This window comes from Kribbella ginsengisoli (genome assembly GCF_039537185.1).
Taxonomy (GTDB): domain Bacteria; phylum Actinomycetota; class Actinomycetes; order Propionibacteriales; family Kribbellaceae; genus Kribbella; species Kribbella koreensis.
On the sequence record NZ_BAABAA010000001.1, the window covers coordinates 792,982 to 814,472 of the forward strand.

Genomic DNA, 21,491 nt, shown 5'->3' on the forward strand with positions numbered 1-21,491 from the left:
CGGGGTATGGAGACTGCGAAGCGTCCGTTCGGGTGGCCTCTGCTTGTCGCGTTGACCAACGGGCGGACCCGGATCACCGACGACCGCTTGGCCTTTGCGGTGCGCGGCAAGGTCGCGCTGGTGACGGGTTCGTCGTACGGGATCGGTGAGGCGACGGCCAAACGGCTGGCGCGCGCTGGGGCGACCGTGCTGTTGCTGGCGCGGACGGCGGCGCAGCTCGAGGTCGTGGCCGAGGAGATCCGGGCTGACGGGGGTAAGGCCTTCGTCTACCCGGCGAACCTGGCCGACCCGGCGGCGGTCGAAGAGGTCGTCGCGAAGGTACTGGCCGAGCACGGGCATGTCGACGTGCTGGTGAGCAACGCGGGCAAGTCGATCCGGCGGTCGGTCGCGGATTCGTACCAGCGGTTCCACGACATCGAGCGGACGAACGCGGTCAACTACCTCGGGCCGGCCAAGCTCGTCCTCGAACTGCTGCCGTCGATGCGCGACCGCGGCTCCGGGCACATCGTCAACGTGTCGACTGCGGGGGTGCGGACTCCGCCGATGGCGCGGTGGTCGGCGTACCTCGCGTCGAAGAGCGCGTTCGACATGTGGTTGCGGTGTGTGTCGCAGGAGGTGCGCGACGATGGGGTGACGACGTCGACTGTCTATATGGGGTTGGTGCACACCCGGATGAGTTCGCCGACACCGTTGCTGAACAGTCTGCCCGGGTTGAGCCCGGAGCAGGCCGCCGATCAAGTCTGCGCGGCAGTCGCCGGCAAGCCCCACAACATCACCCCGCCGCTGGTCCGCCCGGCCGATGCCTTGGGCAATCTCTTCCGGGTGCCGACCGACCGCTTGTTCGAGCAGTACTACCGCCTCTCCAACCGCCCCCGCAAAGAAGACCGATGATGTCGGAAGCGGGCCGATGACGCCGCGGCGGCTGAGGCCGCGGCCGATCGGGCCGATGCGGCCGCCGGACTGGCTGGTGCGTGCTGCTGGTGAGCTCAGCGGGGTGCCCGTCGCGCTGGTGCGGTCCGGAGTCTGGCGGTCGGCGCGGCCGGCGCAGCTTGTGGCGATCGAGCGCGCGCTGCGGCAGTGGGGTCAGTCGATGGCGGCACTGGGTGCGATCGCGGCCATCCGCTTCCCCGACAAGCCGGCGGTGATCGACGAGCGGGGCACGATCACCTACCGCGAGCTCGATCGACGCTGCTCACGACAGGCGGCCGCGCTGCGAGCGCAGTACGGAATTGTTGCCGGCAGCAAGGTCGCCGTGCTCTGCCGCAACCACCGCGGCTTCCTCGAAGCAACCCTCGCCGCCTCCCGCCTCGGCGCCGACGTCCTCTTCGTCAACACCGAATTCGCACCCCCACAACTCAAGTCCGTCCTCGCATACCACCACCCCGACCTCCTCATCCACGACGAGGAATTCACAGCAGCCGCCGGAGACCTCCCCACAGTCATCGCCTGGCAGGCGGATGCCACCGGCCGGCCGGCTGCAGCGGAGAGCCCACGCCCGTCATCTGCGACGCTCGATGACCTTGCCTTGAGCGAAGCGCCGGAGGCGCCGGCACCGAGCACCCCTGGGCACATCACCATCCTCACGTCGGGGACCACGGGGGCTCCGAAGGCGGCGCCGCGCGCGCCTACTGCTTTGGGCCTGGCCGGCCTGACTGCTAGCGCGCTCAATCGGATCGGGTTGCGGGCGGGTGAGCCGATGGTGATCTGTCCGCCGTTGTTCCACGGGCTGGGGTTGCTCAACTCCATGCTCGCGCTGTTCCTCGGATCGCCGCTCATCCTCGCTCGCCGGTACGAGGCTGCCGCGGTGCTCGCGTCCGTCGACAAGCACCGGGCCGGCAGCATCGTCGCAGTGCCGGTGATGCTGCAACGGATGCTCGACGTCGGTCCGGCCGCGATCGCCGAGCGTGATCTTCGGTCACTCAGGGCCGTCATCTCGGGCGCCGCCGCGTTGGGTCCGGCGCTGGCCGAGCGGTTCATCGCGCAGTTCGGGCCGATCCTCTGCGACGCCTACGGGTCCAGCGAGATCGGGATCGCGACCATCGCCACCTCGGCCGACCTCCTGGCAGCACCCGGCACAGTCGGGCGGCCCTGCCTCGGCAGCTCCGTCAGGATTCTCGACGACCACGATCAGCCAACGAAGACCGGCGTCACCGGGCGCATCTTCGCGGGCGGCGGGCTCGTGTTCGGCGGGTACGAGGACGGCAGCAGCAAGACGGTCGTCGAGGGCCGGATAAGTACCGGCGATCTCGGTCACCTCGACAGCGCCGGACGGTTGTTCGTCGACGGCCGCGAGGACGACATGATCGTGTCGGGCGGCGAGAACGTGTACCCGGTCGAGGTCGAGGACTGCCTGATGAGTCACCCCGGTGTCGTCGAGGCGGTGGTGGTCGGCGTACCGGACGACGAGTTCGGGCAGCGCCTGGTGGCGTACGTAGTACCGGCCGGTGAGGTCACCGAGGACGACCTGATCCAGCACGTCCGCGCCAACCTCGCCCGCTACAAGACGCCTCGCAGGATCGTGCTGGTGGAGGACCTCCCCCGCAACGCGACGGGGAAGATCCTCCGCGACAAGCTCAGCGAGAGCTGACACCCAGAGCAGCGCCGACCTCAGCGAGCCGGTCCGTGTAGACCTTGTCCATCCGCCCGTCCTGGCTCGGCCCGACGTTCAGCAGGTACTGGTAGCCGTGGTCGCGCTCGTACGTCTCCTCGGCCACGATGTCCGCCGTCGACCGCGGCTCGACCGACTGATCGGTGTGGAACCAGTCCCAGTTGCTGGTGCTGATCATGTCCGACATCTGCACCGGATCGGTCAGCCCGGCCGGCGGCCGCCCGTCCTCGTACTCCAGCAGGTCCGACGTCGCGACCGTGTCATTCTTGTCGTTGTTCACGATCACCGTGCCGGGCGAGACGTTGTGCACGAACGCGGCCACCTGCTCGTACGGAATCTTCCCGTACCCCGGCGCGAAGGTCCACGCGTCGAACCACAGCTGATTGACGAACCCGTACTGCGTGAGCAGCTCGCGCAACTGGTTGATCACCAGCTCCGTGGTCTCCCCATTGCTCCGATCCCAGATCGAGTAGTACAGCCCCACATTCAACCCGGCCTTGCGGAACGAGTCGGCGTACTTGCGCACGACATCGTCCCGATAGGGGCTTGAGGCAACGTCATAGCTGTTCGACGCGGTGTCCCACAGCGCGAACCCGTCATGGTGCTTCGTCGTGAGCACGCCGTACTTCATCCCGGCGCTCTTGGCAGCCGCGGCCCACTGATCGGTGTCGACCGTCGCCGGGTCGAAGACGCTCGGCGAGGTGTTCGGCGTCGCCCACTGCTCATTCGTGTACGTTCCGAGCCCGTAGTGGATGAACATGCCGAATTGGTTCTCGCGAACGTGCTTGGCAACATCCGCAGGGACCAGCACCTCGTTGCTGAAGATCTGCACCTCGGCCAGCGTGAGATAGCCGGTCAGCGCCGACTGCACCCGGACGTAACGAGCGGTGTTCCCGTTGCCGATCGACGCCGAGCGCCCGATGTCCCTCACCCGGTACGAGTGGACGCCCGGCTGCTTGAGCGTCTTCTTCAGGTCCGTCGAGCTGAACGGCTTGTCGGAGGTGATGACGTAGAAGTCCTCCAGCCGGTCCTGGCAGCAGTCGGTCCGGTTCCATACGACGACCGACGTCAGCTTCTTGCTCGCTCCGAGATCGGCCTGCCACCAGGGATTGAGCTCCGAGGCCGTATGGCTGAGCGACTTGCTGCTCCAGTTCCCATCGGTGCTGCCGTCCTGGGCACGGGTCGGCACGCCACCGTCGAGGACGCTCGACTGCGTAGTACTGGCTGCCAATGCGACGTTCCGGTACGGCGAAACGGGGGCCGGCGCGGCCTTGCGGACCTCGACCTCGGCCAGGGCGAGTGCGTTGTGGCCGTTGAGCTGGATGCGGACGTACCGGCCGTCGCGACCGATCGGCAGCTCGACCTTCCCGGCGACGCGATCGACGTGGTACGCCGAGACCCCGGCCTGGTTGCGCACGTCGGCCAGCGAGCCGGAGGTGAACGGCTGGTTCGAGACGAGCACGTAGAAGTCGGCGAGACGGGCGAGGCAACAGTCCGTGCGGTTGTAGATCGTGACACTGCCGAGCTTCTGCTTGCTCTCCAGATCGACCTGCCACCAGGGCTGGTCCTGCTCGGCAGTGTGCGACAACGATCCGTTCCAGAATCCGCCGTCGGTGTTGCCGTCGACGGCGCGGGCGGCGGGCGCGCCGATCTCGTACTCCGAACTCTGGGTCGCCGTTCGGCCCAGCGCGAGGTCGTCCCCGGCGACGATCGCCGAGGCCTGCGTGGTGGTGGGGACGGTGAGTGCCGCGGAGGCCAGTGCGGTGATCAGGATGCCGGTGAGGATCCGGCGCCTACGGGTTCGACCTGCTGTGGACACAGCGATCTCCTGCCGTTCGTCGGGGCGATGACGAACGGGAGCGTAGACAATAAATTATGAAAATACTAGATCCTATCGGATCTATGATGTTGCGGAACTCCAGTCCGTTCCTTCGACGACGTGCTGACGCAGCAGGCGCGCCTGGCGCGGGAGATTCCAGGCAAGCGCTCCCACCACTCGGTCGCCGTCGCCATACACAGCGGCGAACCGGCCCTCCACCGGATCACCGGCGACGATCCGGAAGTCGAGGTCCTCACCCGAGCGGCCGTACACCTGAATCTTCACGTCGTACTGGTCGGTCCAGAAGTACGGAACCGGTTCGAACGCGATCCCCTGCCCCAGCAGGTTCTTCGCGGCCGCGGTGGCCTGCTCGGTCGCATTCATCCGATGCTCCAGCCGCCGCCGGCCGATCCCCGGATGCTCCCAAGACGCAACATCCCCAGCCGCAACCACACCCGGCGCCGCAAAGCAGTACTGATCACATTCGATCCCGTCGCCGACGACCAGCCCGCTACCCACGAGCCACTCCGTCGCGGGCGTCGCGCCGACCGCCACAAGCACCAGATCAGCACCAACCGTCGAGCCATCGGACAGCTCGACGCCTGCAACTCGATCGTCCTCACCGGCCAGTGCGGTGACGCCCGCACCACAGCGAACATCCACTCCCTGCGATTCATGCAACTGCGTCAGCAAGCCCCCCATCTCGGGACCGAACTGCCTGATCATCGGAGCCGGCAACGGATCGATCATCGTCACCGACAACGCCAGCTCCCGGGCGACCGCTGCCACCTCAGCACCGAGGAAGCCGGCGCCGACTATCGCCACCGACCGTGCGGCTCGAAGACCGTCGCGGAGGGCGAGGGTGTCGTCGAGGGTGCGGAGGAGGTGGACGCCGGCCAGGTCGTGGCCGAACGGGAGTCGCCGGGGCGTCGCGCCGGTGGCGATGACCAGGCCGTCGTAGCCGAGGATCCGGCCGTCGGCGAGGGTGAGTTTGCGCGCCAACGGGTCGAGCGCAACAGCTGCGGTACCAAGGATCCAGGTGGCGTCGAGGTCGGCGAGCAGGTCGTCGGAACGCAGTACGATCCGCTCCTCGTCCCAGACGCCGCGGAGGATCTGCTTCGACAGCGGCGGCCGGTCGTACGGCGATCGCGCCTCCTCCCCCACGATGGTCAGCTCACCCGCATAGCCCTCGCGCCGCAGCGCCTCCGCCGCGGTCAGACCCGCGGCGGATGCACCGACGACGACTATCTGTGAGAGCACGCGCGACTACTCCGCCACCGTGATCGCGAGCGCCGGGCAGATCCGCGCAGCCTCCCGCGTACCTTCCTCAGCGTCGGCGCCCGGCTGCTCCTCCAGCAGTACGGCGATGCCGTCGTCATCACGCTGGTCGAACACGTCCGGCGACGACAGCACGCACTGCCCCGAGCCGATGCACTTGTCTTGATCGAGAACAACCTTCATCGCAGTACCCCTCTCACCAGGTGACCGGAAGCGCGTGGACGCCGTAGATGGCCATGTCGTGCTTGAACGGCAACTCGTCGACCGGAACGGCCAGTGCCAGCGTCGGAATCCGCTTGTAGAGCGTGCTGTAGACGACCTGCAGCTCGACCCGCGCAAGTGGTTGCCCAAGGCATTGATGTATCCCGTACCCGAAGGCGACGTGATGCCGGGCCGAGCGGTGGATGTCGAGCTTGCCGGGATCGGGGAAGGCCTCCTCGTCGCGGTTCGCGATCTCGGTCGCGACGATGACGCCTTCACCCTTGCGGATCAACTGGCCGCCGACCTCGAGGTCCTCCAGCGCCACGCGCCGGCGGCCGTTGTGGACGATGGTCAGGTAGCGCAGCAACTCCTCGACCGCGTTGGCGACCAGCTTCGGGTCGTCGGTGTCGCGGAGGTCGGTGAGCTGGTCGGGGTTCTCGAGCAGCGCGACCGTACCGAGGGCGATCATGTTCGCGGTCGTCTCGTGCCCGGCAATCAGGAGCAGCAGGCCCATGTCGACGATGTCCTCGACGCTCATGTCACCCGGTCGCATCTGCTCGACGATCAGCCGGCTCAAGAGATCGTCGGCAGGCCCCTCGTTCTTCCGGTTCACCAGATCCCGGAGGTACGCCCGCAGTTCGTCGCTCGCCGCCTTCGATTCGGCAGCGGTGTTCTCCCGCCGGAGCAGCGTCTTGCCGAGCCGGTGGAAGAGCCCGCGATCCTCGTACGGGACGCCGAGCAACTCGCAGATCACCAGCGACGGCAGCGGCAAAGCCAGCGTCTCGACCAGGTCGACCGGCTTCGGCCCGGCCAGGATGTCGTCGATCAGGCCGTCGGTGATCGCCTGGATCCGCGGCCGCATCGCCTCCACCCGCTTGATCATGAAGTCCGCCGTCACCAGCCGGCGCTTGGCGGCGTGCTCGGGGTCGTCGCGGACGATGAACGCGTTGAACTGACCCCGGTTCACCGCCTGCGCCTCGGTGCTGAACGGGAACCCGTCGTTGCGCGGGTCGGAGCTGATCCGCGGATCGGCCAGCACCTGCCGGCTGTGGTCGTACCGGGTCACCATCCACGGCGTACTGCCGTCCCACAGCTTCACCCGAGACAGCGGTTCCTCAGCCTGCAGCCGATCCAGCTCCGGCGGCGGATCGAACGGGCACTTGCCGCGCGCCATCGGATAGGTCGGTACGTCTTCCACGATCTCGGTCATCGTCGACTCCCCAGAGTTACCGAACGATTGTTTTCTTACTGAACAAACGTTAGGTAACTCAGCACGACGACACCAGACAGTGAGAGTCAGATCACAATTCGTGAGCGGTAGCTGTTGAGCGGGTCAGACGAAGATGAGCGAGACCAGGTCGTCGAGGAAGTCCTCGGCCGGGTGATTGAGCTGTACGCCGTCCAGCAGCGCCGCCCGGCCGTAGACGCTGACGAAGACCAGCGACGCCGCCCGGCTGCTCGGGACCCGGAGCGGGTGACCGGCCTCGGCGCAGCGGTCGAAGGCCGTGATGAAGCTGGTGAAAACCTTGGTCAGCGGGACGCTGACCGGGCGCTCACCACTGACCGCACTGCGCGCAGCCTTGCCGAACAGCAGCCGGTAGTGCCCCGGCTTCTCGTCGGCGAAGTCCCGGTGGGCGTGCACCTGGGCGCGGACCCGGCCCATCACGTCCGCGGGGTCGAGACTCTCGTCGGCCGCGGCCATCGCCTTGATCAACAGGTCGAACTCGTAGTCCACCAGACCGTCGATCAGCGCGGCCCGATCGGCGAAGTGCTGATAGATGCTGGCCGGTGCGATCCCGACGGCCCGCGCAACTCCGCGGATGGTCAGGCCGTCCTCGCCACCCAGCTCGGACAGCAGCCGGCCGGCGCCTTCGAGGATCTCGATCCGGAGCCGGTCGCCCTCGCCCCAGCGGTTGCGCACCCGCTGTTCGGTGATGGTCTCGTCGTCCGGCATCTGGTCATTGTCCCTCAGTGATGGTCCTGATTCGGTGAACCTGAAGGCAATGTACGCGGTGGGGCGCCGGTACAGGTTGCGGAACGCTCTTCGGCGAGGACGACTGATGTCGGGAGCAACCAGTGGTGATGAGAGAGTGGGCCTCGTGAAGATTCTGGTGGGCTACGTACCGACGCCCGAAGGCGAGGCCGCGCTCGAGGCCGCCGCCGCCGAAGCCGAGCTGCGCGGAGCCGCCGTCCTGCTGCTCAACACGAGCCGCGGCGACGCCTACGTCGACTCCCGCTACGCGAACCAGGCCGAGCTGGACGCGGCCGAGGCCCGCCTGCGGGAGCGCGGCGTCGAGGTGACGATCCAGCAAGCGGTCGGCACCGGCGACGTCGCCCACGAGCTCATCCGCGCCGCCGAGCAGAACGACGTCACCCTCATCGTCCTGGGCCTCCGCCGCCGCAGCCCCGTCGGCAAACTCATCCTCGGCAGCACCGCCCAACGAGTCCTCCTCGAATCCCCCGTCCCCGTCCTGGCAGTCAAGGTCCCCACCTCCCGCGACGACTGAGAAAGCGGTCTCCGGGGTAAACCACGTGAGCAGCTAGGTCCGGGCGCCTAAACTGGTTGGTGACATGCCTGATGCCCGGACCGAATCGCAGAGTCCTACCCCAGCTACCGGTCCCGTCCAGGAACCCGGTCGACGTCCCCGTCCCCGCCGTCGGCGTAAGAAGCCATCGGGTGCTGCCGACGCAGCCGGTACTACGGGAAGCGCACGCCCGGGCGGCGACGCGACCGTAGATAGCGCGACCGGTGGTGGCGCGACCGGTGCTGGCGCGACCGGTGGGCCGACCGGTCGTGGGGCGGCCAGCGGTGGTGGGGCGGCCGGCGGTGGTGGGGCGAGCAGCGGGATTGCGGAGTTGGCGGGGCGGCTCGAGGGGCTGAGCGTTTCCGATCGCGAGCAGCTGGGGCGGCGGCTCGAGCGGTTGCGGGGGGTGCGGGAGGAGGGCAAGCGGGAGAACGCGCTCTCCGACATCACGGCCCGGATCGAGCAGGCTGAGCAACGCGTCGAGCAGCGGCGGCTCGCAGTACCGGAGATCGGTTATCCCGAAGAGCTGCCGGTCAGTCAGCTCAAGGACGAGATCGCGACGGCCATCAAGGACCACCAGGTGGTGGTGATCGCGGGTGAGACCGGGTCGGGCAAGACGACCCAGATCCCGAAGATCTGTCTCGAGCTCGGCCGTGGCATCCGCGGGATGATCGGGCACACCCAACCCCGCCGGCTGGCCGCCCGCACGGTCGCCGAGCGGATCGCCGAGGAGCTCGACACCGAGCTCGGCGACACCATCGGGTACGCCGTCCGGTTCACCGACAAGGTCAGTGACCGCTCCCTGGTCAAGCTGATGACCGACGGCATCCTGCTCGCCGAGCTGCAACGCGACCGCGACCTGAGCCGGTACGACACGCTCATCATCGACGAGGCGCACGAGCGCAGCCTGAACATCGACTTCATCCTCGGGTACCTCCGCCAGCTCCTCCCCCGCCGCCCCGACCTCAAGGTCATCATCACCTCGGCCACGATCGACCCCGAACGCTTCGCCGAGCACTTCGCCGACGCCAACGGCCAGCCCGCGCCGATCGTCGAGGTCTCCGGCCGCACCTACCCGGTCGAGACCCGGTACCGCCCGATCAACGACCCCGACGACCCCACCACGATCGACCGGGACCAGACCCAGGCGATCCTGGACGCCGTCGACGAGCTCGAACACGAGGCCTCCGGCGACATCCTCGTCTTCCTCAGCGGCGAGCGCGAGATCCGTGACACCGCCGACGCTCTGAACGAAAAGTACGCCGCTCAGCGCGGCCGGCCCGGCGGTGGAGTCGAGGTCCTCCCCCTCTACGCCCGCCTCTCCAACGCCGAGCAGCATCGCGTCTTCTCGTCGCACGGCTCGAGCCGCCGGATCGTACTCGCCACCAACGTCGCCGAGACGTCGCTGACCGTCCCCGGCATCAAGTACGTGATCGACCCCGGTACCGCCCGGATCAGCCGCTACTCGCACCGTACGAAGGTGCAGCACCTCCCGATCGAGCCCGTCTCGCAGGCCAGCGCCAACCAGCGCAAGGGCCGCTGCGGCCGGACCAGCGACGGTATCTGCATCCGCCTGTACTCCGAGGAGCACTTCGAGGCTCGTCCCGAATTCACCGACCCCGAGATCCTCCGCACCAACCTCGCCTCCGTCATCCTCCAGATGACCTCGATCGGCCTCGGCGACATCGCCGCCTTCCCCTTCATCGACGAGCCCGACCGCCGCAGCATCACCGACGGCCTGCAGCTCCTCACCGAGCTGGGTGCGATCGACTCGGCCAAGGCGTCCGACCGCACCCGCAGGCTGACCCCGGTCGGCCGGCAACTGGCGCAGATCCCGCTCGACCCGCGGCTGGCCCGGATGATCGTCGAGGCCGACAAGCACGGCTGCGTCCGCGAGGTGATGGTCATCGCCTCCGCGCTCTCGATCCAGGACCCGCGCGAGCGTCCGACCGACGCCGAAGCACAGGCGACCCAGTCCCACGCCCGCTTCCGCGACCCCACGTCCGACTTCCTCGGCTTCCTGAACCTCTGGAACTACCTCAAGAAGCAGCAGAAGGACCTGTCCGGCAACCAGTTCCGCCGGATGTGCCGCAGCGAGTACCTCAACTATCTGCGGGTCCGTGAGTGGCAGGACATCTTCGCCCAGCTCCGTCAGGTCGCCGCGCAGATCGGCGTCACCCTCAACTCCGGCGAGGCCGCCGACCCCCAGGCCGTGCACATCTCGTTGATGTCCGGCCTGCTCTCCCACCTCGGCCTCAAGGATCCGGCCAGCCAGCACCAGTACATCGGTGCCCGCGGCGCCAAGTTCGCGATCTTCCCGGGCTCTGGCCTGTTCAAGAAGCCACCGCAGTTCGTGATGGCCGCCGAGCTGGTCGAGACGTCTCGGCTCTGGGCCCGGGTGAACGCGAAGATCGAGCCCGAGTGGGCCGAGGACCTCGCCCAGCACCTGGTCAAACGCTCGTACTCCGAACCGCACTGGGAACGCAAAGCCGGCGCGGTGATGGCGTACGAGAAGGTCACCCTGTACGGCGTACCGATCGTTGCCCACCGCAAGATCAACTACGGCGCGGTCGACCGGGAGGTGTCGCGGGAGCTGTTCATCCGGCATGCGCTGGTCGAGGGCGACTGGGACACCCACCACAAGTTCTTCCACGAGAACCGCAAGCTGATCGAGGAAGTCGAGGAGCTGGAGGAGCGCACCCGGCGGCGCGACCTGCTGGTCGACGACGAGACGCTGTTCGCCTTCTACGACGAGCGAATCGGCGCGGACGTCGTCACCGGGCGGCACTTCGACACCTGGTGGAAGACGGCGCGGCAGCGCGATCACGACCTGCTCGACTTCGAGCGGTCGCTGGTGGTGCGCGAAGGGGCAGAGGTCAAGGAGGAGGAGTTCCCGCTCACCTGGACGCAGAACGGGATGACCTTCGACCTCACCTACGCCTTCGAGCCCGGTACGGACGCCGACGGCGTCACGGTGCACATCCCGCTCCTCGTGCTCAACCAGGTCACCGCCGACGGCTTCGAATGGAGTGTGCCGGGCTTCCGCGAGGAACTCGTCACCACCCTGATCAAGTCGTTGCCCAAGGCAATCCGGCGCAACATCGTGCCGGCGCCGGATCACGCCCGCCAGATCCTTCCCATGCTCGACCCCGCGTCAGGCCCACTGGTCGACGCGATGGCGCGCGAACTGCGGTCGCTGCGCGACGTACAGATCGACACCGAGGACTGGGACTGGTCGCGGGTGCCGGAGCACCTGCGGATGACGTTCCGGGTGGTCGACGACAACGGCAAGACAGTGGCCGAGGGCAAGGATCTCGCGGCGCTGAAGGAACGGCTGAAGCCGAAGACCAAGGCGGCGATCTCGCAGGTCGCGTCCAAGGCCGTCAGCGGGCTGGAGAAGTCGGGGCTGACCGACTGGACCTTCGGCGATCTGCCGCGCAGCTTCTCCGAGCACCGCAACGGGCTGACCGTGGCCGGCTATCCCGCACTGGTTGACGAAGGCAAGAGCGTCGCCATCCGGTTGCAGGAGACCGAGCGCGACCAGGCTGCCGCGATGTGGAACGGCACCCGCCGGTTGCTGCTGCTCACGATGCCGTCGGTGATCGACGTGGTCCAGCGGAACCTGACCAACCAGCAGAAGATGACGCTGATGGCCGGTCCGCACCGCAACGTCGGCGAGCTGCTCGACGACGCGATCTCGGCGGCCGTCGATCAGCTGATGGCGGCGGCCGGTGGTCCGGTCTGGAATCTGACGGCGTTCTCGTTCCTCCGCGACGCGGTCCGCTCGGATCTGGCCGACACCGTGCTGACGATCCTGCAGCAGGTCGAGCAGGTGCTCGGCCACGCCCGGACGGTCGACAAGCAGATCTCCCGCTCGTCGTCACCGGCCCTGCTGGCGGCGCTGTCCGACGTACGAGGTCAGCTCGAAGGCCTGATCCATCGCGGCTTCATCACCGAGGCCGGCGCCAGACGACTGCCCGACCTGGCCCGCTACCTGCGCGGGATCGAGCAGCGGCTCGACAAGATCGGCGCCAACGCGATGCGCGACCGGTCCGGGATGGCCGTAGTACAGACCCTCACCGACGAGTACCAGAAACGGCTCAGGGCGATCCCGACCGGCAAGTACCCGAGCCCGGAACTCCTCGAGGTCCGCTGGATGCTCGAAGAACTCCGGATCAGCCTCTTCGCCCAGACCCTCGGTACGCCGTACCCGGTCTCCGACAAGCGAATCCGCAAGGCGCTGACCACCGCCTGAGCAGTTGGTGCGTCGCGTCCGGAGAGCCCGCCAGCGCTCTCCGGACGCAACGTGTTGCTACGGGTAGCTCACCACATATCGTTGCTGGGTCGCCGCATTAGCGGTCCCGCCGGTGTTGTTGATGACGTTGGCGATCGTGCCGACGCCGCCGAGCGAGACCGAGACCAGGTCGTGGAACTTCACGCCTGGAGTGTCGGGTACTTCGAAGGAACGATCGACGACGAGCGCCGGGTTGACCTGGAAGAAGGAGTAGCTGCCGACTCCCCAGGCCTCATGGCTGGTCACGTTGTTGGCGACCTTGTACGCCGCCCAGCCCCGGGTCCCGCCACCGCTGGTCCACGACGCCTGGTCCGGCGGGTCGTACGGGAACTCGTTCTGGAAGAAGTACGTCTTGCCACCGTTCCCGTTCCAGAGCACCTCGTACTGCTGGTAGTGCTCGACGAACAGCCCGTACATCGTCACGTTGGCGCCGTTGACAACCAGTCCGTTGGCCGCCGTGTTGACGTTCCAGCCGACCTGATCGCCGTGGTCGGCACGCCACAGCCACATGTGGTCACCGATCACGTTGTTGCTGTTGACCTGCAGGCTGACCGTCGCCTTGCCGAGGTGCGCGCCCCCGCCGATGCGGACGAACACGTCGTGCAAGGAGGTCGGGTTCGCCGAGTGGTCGGCGTTGGAGCCGGCCGGGCCGATCTCGACCAGGACCGGCGAGTTCACCGGTCCGGCGTCGATCAGCAGGCCGCCGAGCTTGACGCCGTCGACGTCCGCGACGGTGATCGCGGCCTTGCCGTTGTCGGGCGTGAGGGTCGCCATCCCGATGCCGAGGACGACGGTGTTCGGCTTGGTCACCCGGATGGTGTCGGTCAGGTGGTAGATGCCGGGCGTGAACAGCAGGTGCTTGCCCTGGTCGAGGGCCGCGTTGATGGTCGCGATCGGAGTCGACGGCTTGGCGACCAGGAACTGGCTCAGCGAGATCGACGAGCCCGCGGCCGGGCCGTGCGACCAGCTGGTGCCGGACGAGTTCTGCCGCAGCGCCGGTACGAAGACGCTGTAGCTGCCGGCGTTGTCGACGTACAGGAAGGGCTTTTCGCGGATCACCGGCGTGGTGCCGACGACCGTGTGGGACGGGTTCGGGAAGTTCTGCGGCGGTGCGCCGGTGGTACCGACGAACACCATGTTCCAGACCGAGCCGGCCCAGCTGCCGAACTCCGAGTTCCGCGACACCCACTGCTGCTGCGAGCCGGAGACGACCCGGTTGTCGATCTTGGTGTCGGCGAACAGGCCACCGCTGGCCCAGCCGTCGCCACCGCTCCAGAGCTGGATCTCCGGCGCGCCCTTCAGGTGCATCCGCCGGTACGGCGCCGCCTGCGCGACCGCCCAGCGCTCGATCTGACCGGCCGGCGGGGTGACGGCCAGGTTCTCCGCGGAGCGCCAGAAGTTCTGGGTGGCGTTCTGCTTGTTGTTCGGGTTGTCGCCCTGCTGCAGCCAGTCGGCCTCGACCCGGACGTGGCCGTTGAGGTTGACGTCGTCCGGCGAGAGGCCGAGACCGGCCACCTGGGTGTTGAAGCCGAGGTTGACGTCCGCGGTGTAGGTGCCCGGCTTGAACAGCAGCGCGTTGCGCTGATCGCCGAACTGGTTGGTGTGCTGCTGCGCCGCCACCTGGTCGAGCCGCGCCTGCAGCTGCGCCTGCGGGGTCGACGGGGTGAAGACGTCGACGTTCGGGCCGAAGTCGGGGTTGGTCGGGTCGGTCGGCGGGATCACCGGGCCGGTGCCTCCATCGGTGGTGTGGACGACGAGCTCCCAGAGCGAGTAGCCGTAGCCGGTACCGCGCTGAGTGCCGTTGACCCGCAGGTACCGGCCGCTGCCGGTCACGTCGAGGGTCTGGTTGCCACCGGTGCCGGTGGTCGTCGTGTAGATCGAGTTCCAGGGACCACCCGCGTTGTCGGACACCTGGACCTGGAAGGACTTCCCGTACGCCGCCTCCCAGCTCAGACCAACCTGGCAGACCGACTGGGTCGAGCCCAGGTCAACCTGGATCCACTGGGGGTCGGATGCCGCGCTGGACCAGCGGGTGCCCGGGTTGCCGTCGACGGCGGCCGAGGCCGGAGTACCGCCGTTCTCGACGCTCGAGGCGGTAGCGGTCTTGCCCTGGGCGGCGTTGGCCGTGCCGCAAGCGGTTGGGCCGCCGTCGGTACCGCCGTACACCTGGAACTCCCAGAGCGAGTAGTCATAGCCGGTACCGCGCTGGGTGCCGTTCATCCGGACGTACCGGCCGCTGCCGGTCACGTTGAGGGTCTGGTTGCCACCGGTGCCGGTGGTCGTCGTGTAGATCGAGTTCCACGGTCCGCCCGCGTTGTCGGACACCTGGACCTGGAAGGACTTCCCGTACGCCGCCTCCCAGTTGAGGACGACCTGGCTGATGGCCGAGGTCGACCCGAGGTCCACCTGGATCCATTGCGGGTCGGACGCCGCGCTGGACCAGCGGGTGGCGGTGTTGCCGTCGACGGCCGCCGCTGCCGGCGTACCGCCGTTCTCTGTACTGGAGCTGGTGACCGGTTTGCCTTGGGACAGCAGCGTGGCGGCAGCCTGAGCTCTGCCGCCCGGAGCGATCACAAGGGCCGTGGTGATCAGGAACGCGGCTGAAACCAGGATCAGCCAACGCCGGAGCAGGGCCGGAGAGCGCGCTCCGGCCGGTCTGGAACTGTGCATGGAGGCACCAATCGAGAGAGGCGGACAGGGGCGGAGAGAGCGCTCTCTCAGAGATTGGGGCGTGCGGGTACGACTGTCAAGGGAACGTTCCCCCAGACTGGTTCCGGAACTTATCGATCGGACAGATCGAGCGCGTCCAGCGCCTCCGACAACTTCCTCAGCGCCGCGACCGCGTCGGCCAGCTGATCGGCGCCGGCAACGTCCGACAACTCTTTGGCGTGGTGCGCATGATGCGGGCCGATCGACTGGTTCGCCGCCCGGCCCTCCGGAGTGATGGCCACCAGCTTGGCCCGGCGATGGGCGGGGTTGTCCTGGTAGTTGACCAGCCCGCGTTCAGCCAGCAGGTCCGCGGTCCGCTGGACGGCCTGGCGGGTGATGCCCATCTCGCGGGCGATCGCGGACACCGTCAGCGGCTCTCCGATCACGGCCCCGAGCACCTGCCAGTACGTCGCGGTCAGCCCGGCCGGCCGAGCGAGGTGCTCGGCCAGCTCGAGAAACTGACCATTCAGCTTGAACGTCGTCAACGCGGCCGCGCTGAGCAGTTCCTGCTGGCGCTGCTGGCTCGTCATCAGGCGGACATCAGCTCGTAGAAGCCGGCCGGGTCCTGGTCGCCGTACAGCTTGTACAAGGAGTCGAGCACCGGCTGCTTGTAGACCTCCAGCCGCGCGAAGATCGCCCGCGCGAACTCGACCGGCGCGTTGGCTCCCGCGGTGATCAGGTCGCGATCGGTCACGGCCGCCTCCTCCTTGTAGAGCTCGCCGCCCTTGTAGCCAAGTCCGTCCAGGAAGGCAGCCGCGTTGCTCGTGTGCTCGCGATCATCCAGCAGACCCGCCATCGCGAGAGCACCCGTCGCTCCGCAGATCGCCGCCACCGGGACACCCGCGTCGAGGAACTCGCGCGCCTTCTCGACGTACGGCGCGTACGCCTCGGTCGGCCAGATGTCGTTGCCCGGCAGGATCAGCATCGCGCTGTTCTCCGGCTTGAGGTCTGCGATGGCCGAGTCGGGCAGCACTCGCATCCCACCCATCGTGGCGATCGGCTCGAGGCCGGCGCTGACCGTCTGCATCGTGAAGCGACCGGGCACCTGATGCCACAGGCCGTTGTTGATGTGGGCAGTGACGAACCCGACCTCCCAGTCGGCGAGGGTGTCGTAGACGGCCAGATGCACGGTGAGCTTCTCATTCGTAGACATGACAACATCTTGTCATTTTGACAAGATGTTGTCAATGGTTGAGGAACTCCAGTAACCGGTCCGCGACCTCCTCCGGCGCCTCCTCGGCCATGAAGTGCCCGGCATCCACGGGCCCGCCGCTCACGTCATCAGCCCATTCGCGCCAGAGCTCGAGCGGCTCGTACCACGTGCCGACCGTGCCGTTCGGATCCCACAACGCCAGTACCGGACACCCGATCCGGCTCCCCTGCCGTCGGTCGGCCGCATCGTGCTCGTGGTCGAGCGTCGCCGCCGCCCGGTACTCCTCGCAGATCGCGTGCACTGTTTCCGGATCACGGAACTTCGCGATGTACTCCGCTCGCACCTCCGGCGGGAACGCGGCCGACGCCTGTGACCACTCGTCGAGCATGTGGTTCACCAGTACGTCGGGCGCTGCCGCGATCAGCGTCTCGGGCACCGGGGCGGGGGCAGCCAGGAACGACCAGACCCAGTAGCCGAGGCTGAACCGCTTGTCGGCCCGGTCGAACGCGTCACCCGTGGGCACGACATCGAGCACGGCGAGCTTGTCCACCACCCGCGGATGATCGAGCGCCATCCGGTAGGCACACCTCGCCCCACGGTCATGGCCGACCACGGCGAAGGACTCGTGTCCGAGCGCGGCCATCACCTCGACTTGATCCCCCGCCAGCGACCGCATGCTGTACGGCGTGTGGTCGGCGTCGCTCGATGGTTTGCCGCTGTCGCCGAATCCACGCAGATCGGTCGCCACGACGGTGAAGTGCCCGGCCAGCGCGGGGGCGACCCGGTGCCACATCAGGTGTGTTTCGGGGATTCCGTGCAGCAGCAACACCGGTGGCCCAGTGCCACCGGTGCGGCCGCGGATCGTAGTACCGGAGGTGTTGATCTCGAAGTTGTCGAATCCTTCGAACATCTCACCCCGATACCCAACGAGCTGTCTGCTAGACGCTGTCCAGGCAGATCCGGAACGGGTGACCGGCCGGGTCGGCGTAGATGCGCCAGCCGCGGTGGTTCTCCGCCGGGGGTGCGTCGACCGGGTCGAGTGGTTCGGCGCCGAGGGCGACGACCGTGGCGTGGCCGCTGGCCAGGTCCTCGACGACCAGGTCGAGGTGAAGTTGCTGTGCATCCGTGCCCGGCCAGGTGGCCGGTACGTAGTCCTCCGAGCGCCGGAAGCCGAGCGTCGACCCGGGGCCGGTCAGGCTCCGCCAGTCGTCGTCGCCGTGCTCGTCGATCTCCAGACCGAAGAGCGTCGAGTAGAACCGGGCAAGCTCGAGCGGGTCCGGGCAGTCCAGCACCACCGAGCCGAGCCGCCCGGCACTGGTGCCCGGCTGCTCTGCCACCTGAGTCATCTGTCCTCCAGCTTCCTGATCAGGAAAGTCCTCTTAAGGCCAGGCCCGCTCCTGCTCGAAGAAGGCCCGGCCGCAAACAATGACAGGTCGGACCGACATTTCGCATCTTTCGACACGCCTTGTTGAGCAGTCATGAATTCCCGCGCCTGAAAGAGTGCGTTTCGTGCAATTCGTCAAGGAACGCCAGGACGCCCCGGCCGGCTTCTTCGAGGTCGAAGCGGCCGGCCTGCGCTGGCTCGCCGTCCCAGGCGGCGTGCCGGCCGTCCAGCCACTGGACGTCTCCCCGACCCGAATCGTCCTGCCACGCCTGACCCTCGCTCGCCCGACACCGGAGGCAGCGGAGCAGTTCGGGCGCCGGCTGGCGATCACGCATGCCGCGGGGGCCGAGTACTTCGGGCAGCCGCCGGCGGGGTGGACGGACGACGGCTACATCGGCAACGCCCGGCTCCCCCACCCGCGGCAGCCGATCGAGTCCTGGGCCGCGTTCTACGCGAAGTACCGGCTTGAGCCGTATGTGCGGGAGGCCTATGACGCCGGCGTCTTCGACGACAGCGCCCGGCAGCTGTTCGACCGGGTGTGCGGCAGGCTCGCGGATGACGCACCGGAGCCGCCCAGCAGGCTCCATGGCGACCTCTGGTCGGGCAACGTGCTCTGGACCGTTGACGGCGCCCACCTGATCGACCCGGCGGCGCATGGCGGCCACCGGGAGACCGACCTTGCCATGCTCAGCCTGTTCGGCCTGCCCCACCTGGACCGGGTGCTGGCCGCGTACGACGAGGTGTTGCCACTCGCGGACGGCTGGGAGGGCCGGGTCGGGCTTCACCAGCTTCACCCGCTGCTGGTGCATGTGGTGTTGTTCGGCGGGTCGTATGTCGGACGGGCGGTGGGTGTCGCAGCGCGGTACGGGTGAGTAATGGAGGGAGTTTGCTGAAAGATCTTGACTCCGGCTGTGAGCAGACGAACACTTCCGGTCATGACACGACTCGCCCGCCCTCGTCGTCGGGTCTCGCTGGTCGGCCTCGTCTCGGCCGCTCTGCTAGCGACTCCCCTGATCGCCATCACCACGCCTGCCACCGCTCAGCCGGCGGCAGCCCCCGCGCCCGCGCTGATCCCCAAGCCGACTTCGCAGCAGGCGCTGGCCGGCCAGGACTACTCCCTGAAGCCGTGGAGCGTCGTCGGTGTCGCCACCAGCTCCAAGGAGCGCCGTGCGGCCCAGAAGGTCGCTGAGCAGCTCACCTCCCAGCTCCGGCGTACTACGGGCTACCCGCTGCCCGTCGTACCGGTCGTCGCCGGCGTCACCGACATCAAGCTCTCCACCAACGGCCCGTCCAGCCTCGGACCCGAGGGGTACCAGCTCCGCGTCGACCGCAAGGGCGTCAGCATCACCGCTGCGACCCCTGAGGGCCTGTACCGAGGTGTCACCACCCTCCGGCAGCTACTGCCCGCCAAGGCCGACGCCAGGACCCGCCAAGCAGGTCCCTGGAACCTGGCCGGTACTGCGATCGCCGACTCCCCCCGCTACGGGTACCGCGGCGCCATGCTCGACGTTTCGCGGCACTTCTTCTCAGTGGCCGAGGTCAAGCGCTACATCGACCTCGCCTCGCTCTACAAGCTCAACAAGCTCCACCTGCACCTCGCGGACGACCAGGGCTGGCGGATCCAGGTCGACTCCTGGCCGCGGCTCACGACGTACGGCGGCAGCCTGGAGGTCAACGGGACGCCGGGTGGTTCGTACAGCAAGGCCGACTTCGCAGAGATCGTCCGGTATGCCTCCGACCACTACCTGCAGGTCATCCCCGAGATCGACACCCCTGGTCACACCAACGCGGCACTGGCGTCCTACGCGCAGTTGAACTGCGACGGCATCGCTCCGCCGCTCTACACGGGCACCGATGTCGGCTTCAGCTCCCTGTGCGTCGCCAAGCAGCTCACCTACGACTTCCTCGGCGATGTGTTCCGTGAGGTGGCACAGCAGACGCCGGGCGACATCATCCACCTGGGTGGCGACGAGGCCCACTCGACGCCGCACTCGGACTACCAGACGTTCGTACCGAAGGCGGCGGCCGCCGTCACCAAGCAGCACAAGCGGGTGATGGGCTGGCAGGAGATCGGCGACACGGTCCTGCCTGCCGGCAGCATCGCGCAGTACTGGGGTACCGACGACGCCGGCTCGCAGGAGCTGGCTCGCAAGGCTGCGGCTCAGGGCGCCAAGGTCGTCATGTCCCCGGCCAACCGGGCTTACCTGGACATGAAGTACGACGACAGCACGCCGTACGGGCAGGACTGGGCCGGTCTGGTCGACGTGAAGACGGCCTACGACTGGAACCCGTCCACGCTGGTCCCGAACCTGCCCGAGAACGCCGTAGCCGGTGTCGAGGCCCCGCTGTGGACCGAGACGCTGGATGACGTCGACAAGCTCGAGTACATGGCCTTCCCGCGTCTGCCGGGCATCGCCGAGCTGGGCTGGTCGCAGGCTTCGGCGCTCGACTGGACGGCGTACAAGGACCGTCTGGGCGGCCAGGCATCACGGTGGGACGCGCTGAGCGTCAACTTCTACCGCGCGCCTGAGATCAACTGGCGCTAGTCATCAACTACGCACCGCCTGGCCCTAGGACTGCAGCACACGGTCCAGGAGCCAGGCGGTGTCTGCGTCCAGGTCCTGCTCGGCCACCAGGAGCTCTGTGGGCTCTGCGTCGGCAGTCGTGTGGACCTGCAGGCGGTAGACGTACCTGTCGGGCTGCGGGCGGCCAGAGCCGAGCTGTGCCCCGTCCAGGCCGCGTGCGACCTGCTCCAGACGCTCGCTGTCCGGTTGGGCCGAGGTATCCAGCTCACCGCTCGCCGTGAGGCCGGCGAATCCACCGCTGCGTACCACTTTGAGGATCACCCGCCCACCATTTCTCGCTTGGTGTCGGATGTCCATAGCCGTACGACACGCCGGGCGTAACCAACACGCATGGGCACCGATCACCGGGCGTACAGGCTGCTTTGTCCAACCTTGTCTGGCGCAAGACCCGCTCTGGGGTGGCCGGTCAGGCGTGAATCAGCAGGTCGGCGGGGGTTTCGTTGTCTTCACACCGGGCTCCGGCGGGGCCGGAGCACCGGGTGAGGTGTTTCACGCTCCGTGGCGGGCGGCAACTTTCCGCGACACGTGTTCCCGATCACCCCCCACACGAGCCTCTGGATCGGCTACAGTTATCGCGTTGCAGTTTTGGACTCCCACTGACTTTTGCTGTGCTGTACGGCCGGTTTCGTCGTCTGGGGCCTTTCGGCGACACGCGGTTCATGAGGTGTGGATCGCGTCTTGTTACAAGCCATCAAGGAGATAGACAACAATGGCTGTCGGTACTGTCAAGTGGTTCAACGCTGACAAGGGCTTCGGCTTCATCACCCCGGATGACGGTGGCGCGGACGTGTTCGCGCACTACTCGGCCATCCAGACCTCGGGCTTCCGCTCGCTGGACGAGAACCAGCGCGTCGAGTTCGAGATCACCCAGGGCCAGAAGGGCCTGCAGGCGGAGAACATCCGCCCGATCTGATCCCCGGATCAGTCCTTCTAAG

Annotated in this window: 18 protein-coding genes; 7 read left to right on the top strand and 11 right to left on the bottom strand. The window is 67.7% G+C overall.

Going from position 1 to position 21,491, the window contains the following annotated elements:
• Positions 1–6: 6 nt before the first annotated feature.
• Together ABD768_RS03420 and ABD768_RS03425 are read left to right on the top strand one after the other, a co-directional pair.
• A complete protein-coding gene (locus ABD768_RS03420; RefSeq protein ID WP_344837225.1) occupies positions 7–891 on the top strand; it encodes an SDR family NAD(P)-dependent oxidoreductase in 885 nt (294 codons plus the stop codon).
• 16 nt (positions 892–907) lie between these two features.
• Positions 908–2,587, top strand: a complete 1,680-nt coding sequence (locus tag ABD768_RS03425) for an AMP-binding protein (protein ID WP_344837227.1) — start codon at positions 908–910, stop codon at positions 2,585–2,587.
• Here ABD768_RS03425 and ABD768_RS03430 read toward each other — a convergent pair.
• From ABD768_RS03430 to ABD768_RS03450, 5 genes are all read right to left on the bottom strand, one after another.
• Positions 2,574–4,427 carry an alpha-L-fucosidase gene (locus ABD768_RS03430; protein WP_344837230.1) on the bottom strand — a complete coding sequence of 618 codons (1,854 nt, stop codon included), beginning with the start codon at positions 4,425–4,427 and terminating at the stop codon, positions 2,574–2,576. The genes ABD768_RS03425 and ABD768_RS03430 overlap by 14 nt on opposite strands.
• Positions 4,428–4,508: 81 nt before the next feature.
• Complete coding sequence (locus ABD768_RS03435) at positions 4,509–5,687, bottom strand: NAD(P)/FAD-dependent oxidoreductase (RefSeq protein WP_344837233.1); 1,179 nt, start codon at positions 5,685–5,687, stop codon at positions 4,509–4,511.
• Positions 5,688–5,693: 6 nt separating this feature from the next.
• On the bottom strand, positions 5,694–5,888 hold the full coding sequence (locus tag ABD768_RS03440) for a ferredoxin (protein ID WP_344837235.1): 195 nt from the start codon (positions 5,886–5,888) through the stop codon (positions 5,694–5,696).
• A gap of 13 nt (positions 5,889–5,901) precedes the next feature.
• The gene (locus ABD768_RS03445; RefSeq protein WP_343978764.1) at positions 5,902–7,116 is read right to left on the bottom strand and encodes a cytochrome P450; all 1,215 of its coding nucleotides are present in this window, start codon (positions 7,114–7,116) and stop codon (positions 5,902–5,904) included.
• A 123-nt stretch (positions 7,117–7,239) separates the two neighbouring features.
• Positions 7,240–7,860: a TetR/AcrR family transcriptional regulator gene (locus tag ABD768_RS03450; RefSeq protein ID WP_343978761.1), complete on the bottom strand. Its 621-nt coding sequence runs from the start codon at positions 7,858–7,860 to the stop codon at positions 7,240–7,242.
• Positions 7,861–8,005: 145 nt separating this feature from the next.
• On the opposite strand from ABD768_RS03450, the gene ABD768_RS03455 reads away from it, so the two are divergent.
• Entirely contained in the window at positions 8,006–8,413 is a 408-nt protein-coding gene (locus ABD768_RS03455) for a universal stress protein (RefSeq protein ID WP_343978758.1), read from the top strand.
• A 64-nt stretch (positions 8,414–8,477) separates the two neighbouring features.
• A complete protein-coding gene (hrpA, locus tag ABD768_RS03460; RefSeq protein ID WP_344837237.1) occupies positions 8,478–12,686 on the top strand; it encodes an ATP-dependent RNA helicase HrpA in 4,209 nt (1,402 codons plus the stop codon).
• Between the two features lie 57 nt (positions 12,687–12,743).
• On the opposite strand, the gene ABD768_RS03465 is transcribed toward hrpA, so the two are convergent.
• From ABD768_RS03465 to ABD768_RS03485, 5 genes are all read right to left on the bottom strand, one after another.
• Positions 12,744–15,395, bottom strand: coding sequence for a discoidin domain-containing protein (locus ABD768_RS03465; RefSeq protein ID WP_344837240.1), 2,652 nt, complete (start codon positions 15,393–15,395; stop codon positions 12,744–12,746).
• 110 nt (positions 15,396–15,505) lie between these two features.
• Positions 15,506–15,964: a MarR family winged helix-turn-helix transcriptional regulator gene (locus ABD768_RS03470; RefSeq protein ID WP_344837243.1), complete on the bottom strand. Its 459-nt coding sequence runs from the start codon at positions 15,962–15,964 to the stop codon at positions 15,506–15,508.
• A complete protein-coding gene (locus ABD768_RS03475; RefSeq protein WP_344837245.1) occupies positions 15,964–16,587 on the bottom strand; it encodes a DJ-1/PfpI family protein in 624 nt (207 codons plus the stop codon). The genes ABD768_RS03470 and ABD768_RS03475 overlap by 1 nt, the downstream gene beginning before the upstream one ends.
• 31 nt (positions 16,588–16,618) lie before the next feature.
• The gene (locus ABD768_RS03480; RefSeq protein WP_344837248.1) at positions 16,619–17,497 is read right to left on the bottom strand and encodes an alpha/beta fold hydrolase; all 879 of its coding nucleotides are present in this window, start codon (positions 17,495–17,497) and stop codon (positions 16,619–16,621) included.
• A gap of 28 nt (positions 17,498–17,525) precedes the next feature.
• Positions 17,526–17,933: a VOC family protein gene (locus ABD768_RS03485; protein WP_343978740.1), complete on the bottom strand. Its 408-nt coding sequence runs from the start codon at positions 17,931–17,933 to the stop codon at positions 17,526–17,528.
• Positions 17,934–18,096: 163 nt separating this feature from the next.
• Between ABD768_RS03485 and ABD768_RS03490 the strand changes: the two genes are divergently transcribed.
• Positions 18,097–18,843 carry a fructosamine kinase family protein gene (locus tag ABD768_RS03490; RefSeq protein ID WP_344837252.1) on the top strand — a complete coding sequence of 249 codons (747 nt, stop codon included), beginning with the start codon at positions 18,097–18,099 and terminating at the stop codon, positions 18,841–18,843.
• A gap of 63 nt (positions 18,844–18,906) precedes the next feature.
• A complete protein-coding gene (locus tag ABD768_RS03495) occupies positions 18,907–20,517 on the top strand; it encodes a beta-N-acetylhexosaminidase (protein ID WP_344837254.1) in 1,611 nt (536 codons plus the stop codon).
• Positions 20,518–20,541: 24 nt separating this feature from the next.
• On the opposite strand, the gene ABD768_RS03500 is transcribed toward ABD768_RS03495, so the two are convergent.
• Positions 20,542–20,817 carry a protealysin inhibitor emfourin gene (locus ABD768_RS03500; protein ID WP_343978732.1) on the bottom strand — a complete coding sequence of 92 codons (276 nt, stop codon included), beginning with the start codon at positions 20,815–20,817 and terminating at the stop codon, positions 20,542–20,544.
• 448 nt (positions 20,818–21,265) lie between these two features.
• Between ABD768_RS03500 and ABD768_RS03505 the strand changes: the two genes are divergently transcribed.
• Complete coding sequence (locus tag ABD768_RS03505) at positions 21,266–21,469, top strand: cold-shock protein (protein WP_012921273.1); 204 nt, start codon at positions 21,266–21,268, stop codon at positions 21,467–21,469.
• Positions 21,470–21,491: the final 22 nt, after the last annotated feature.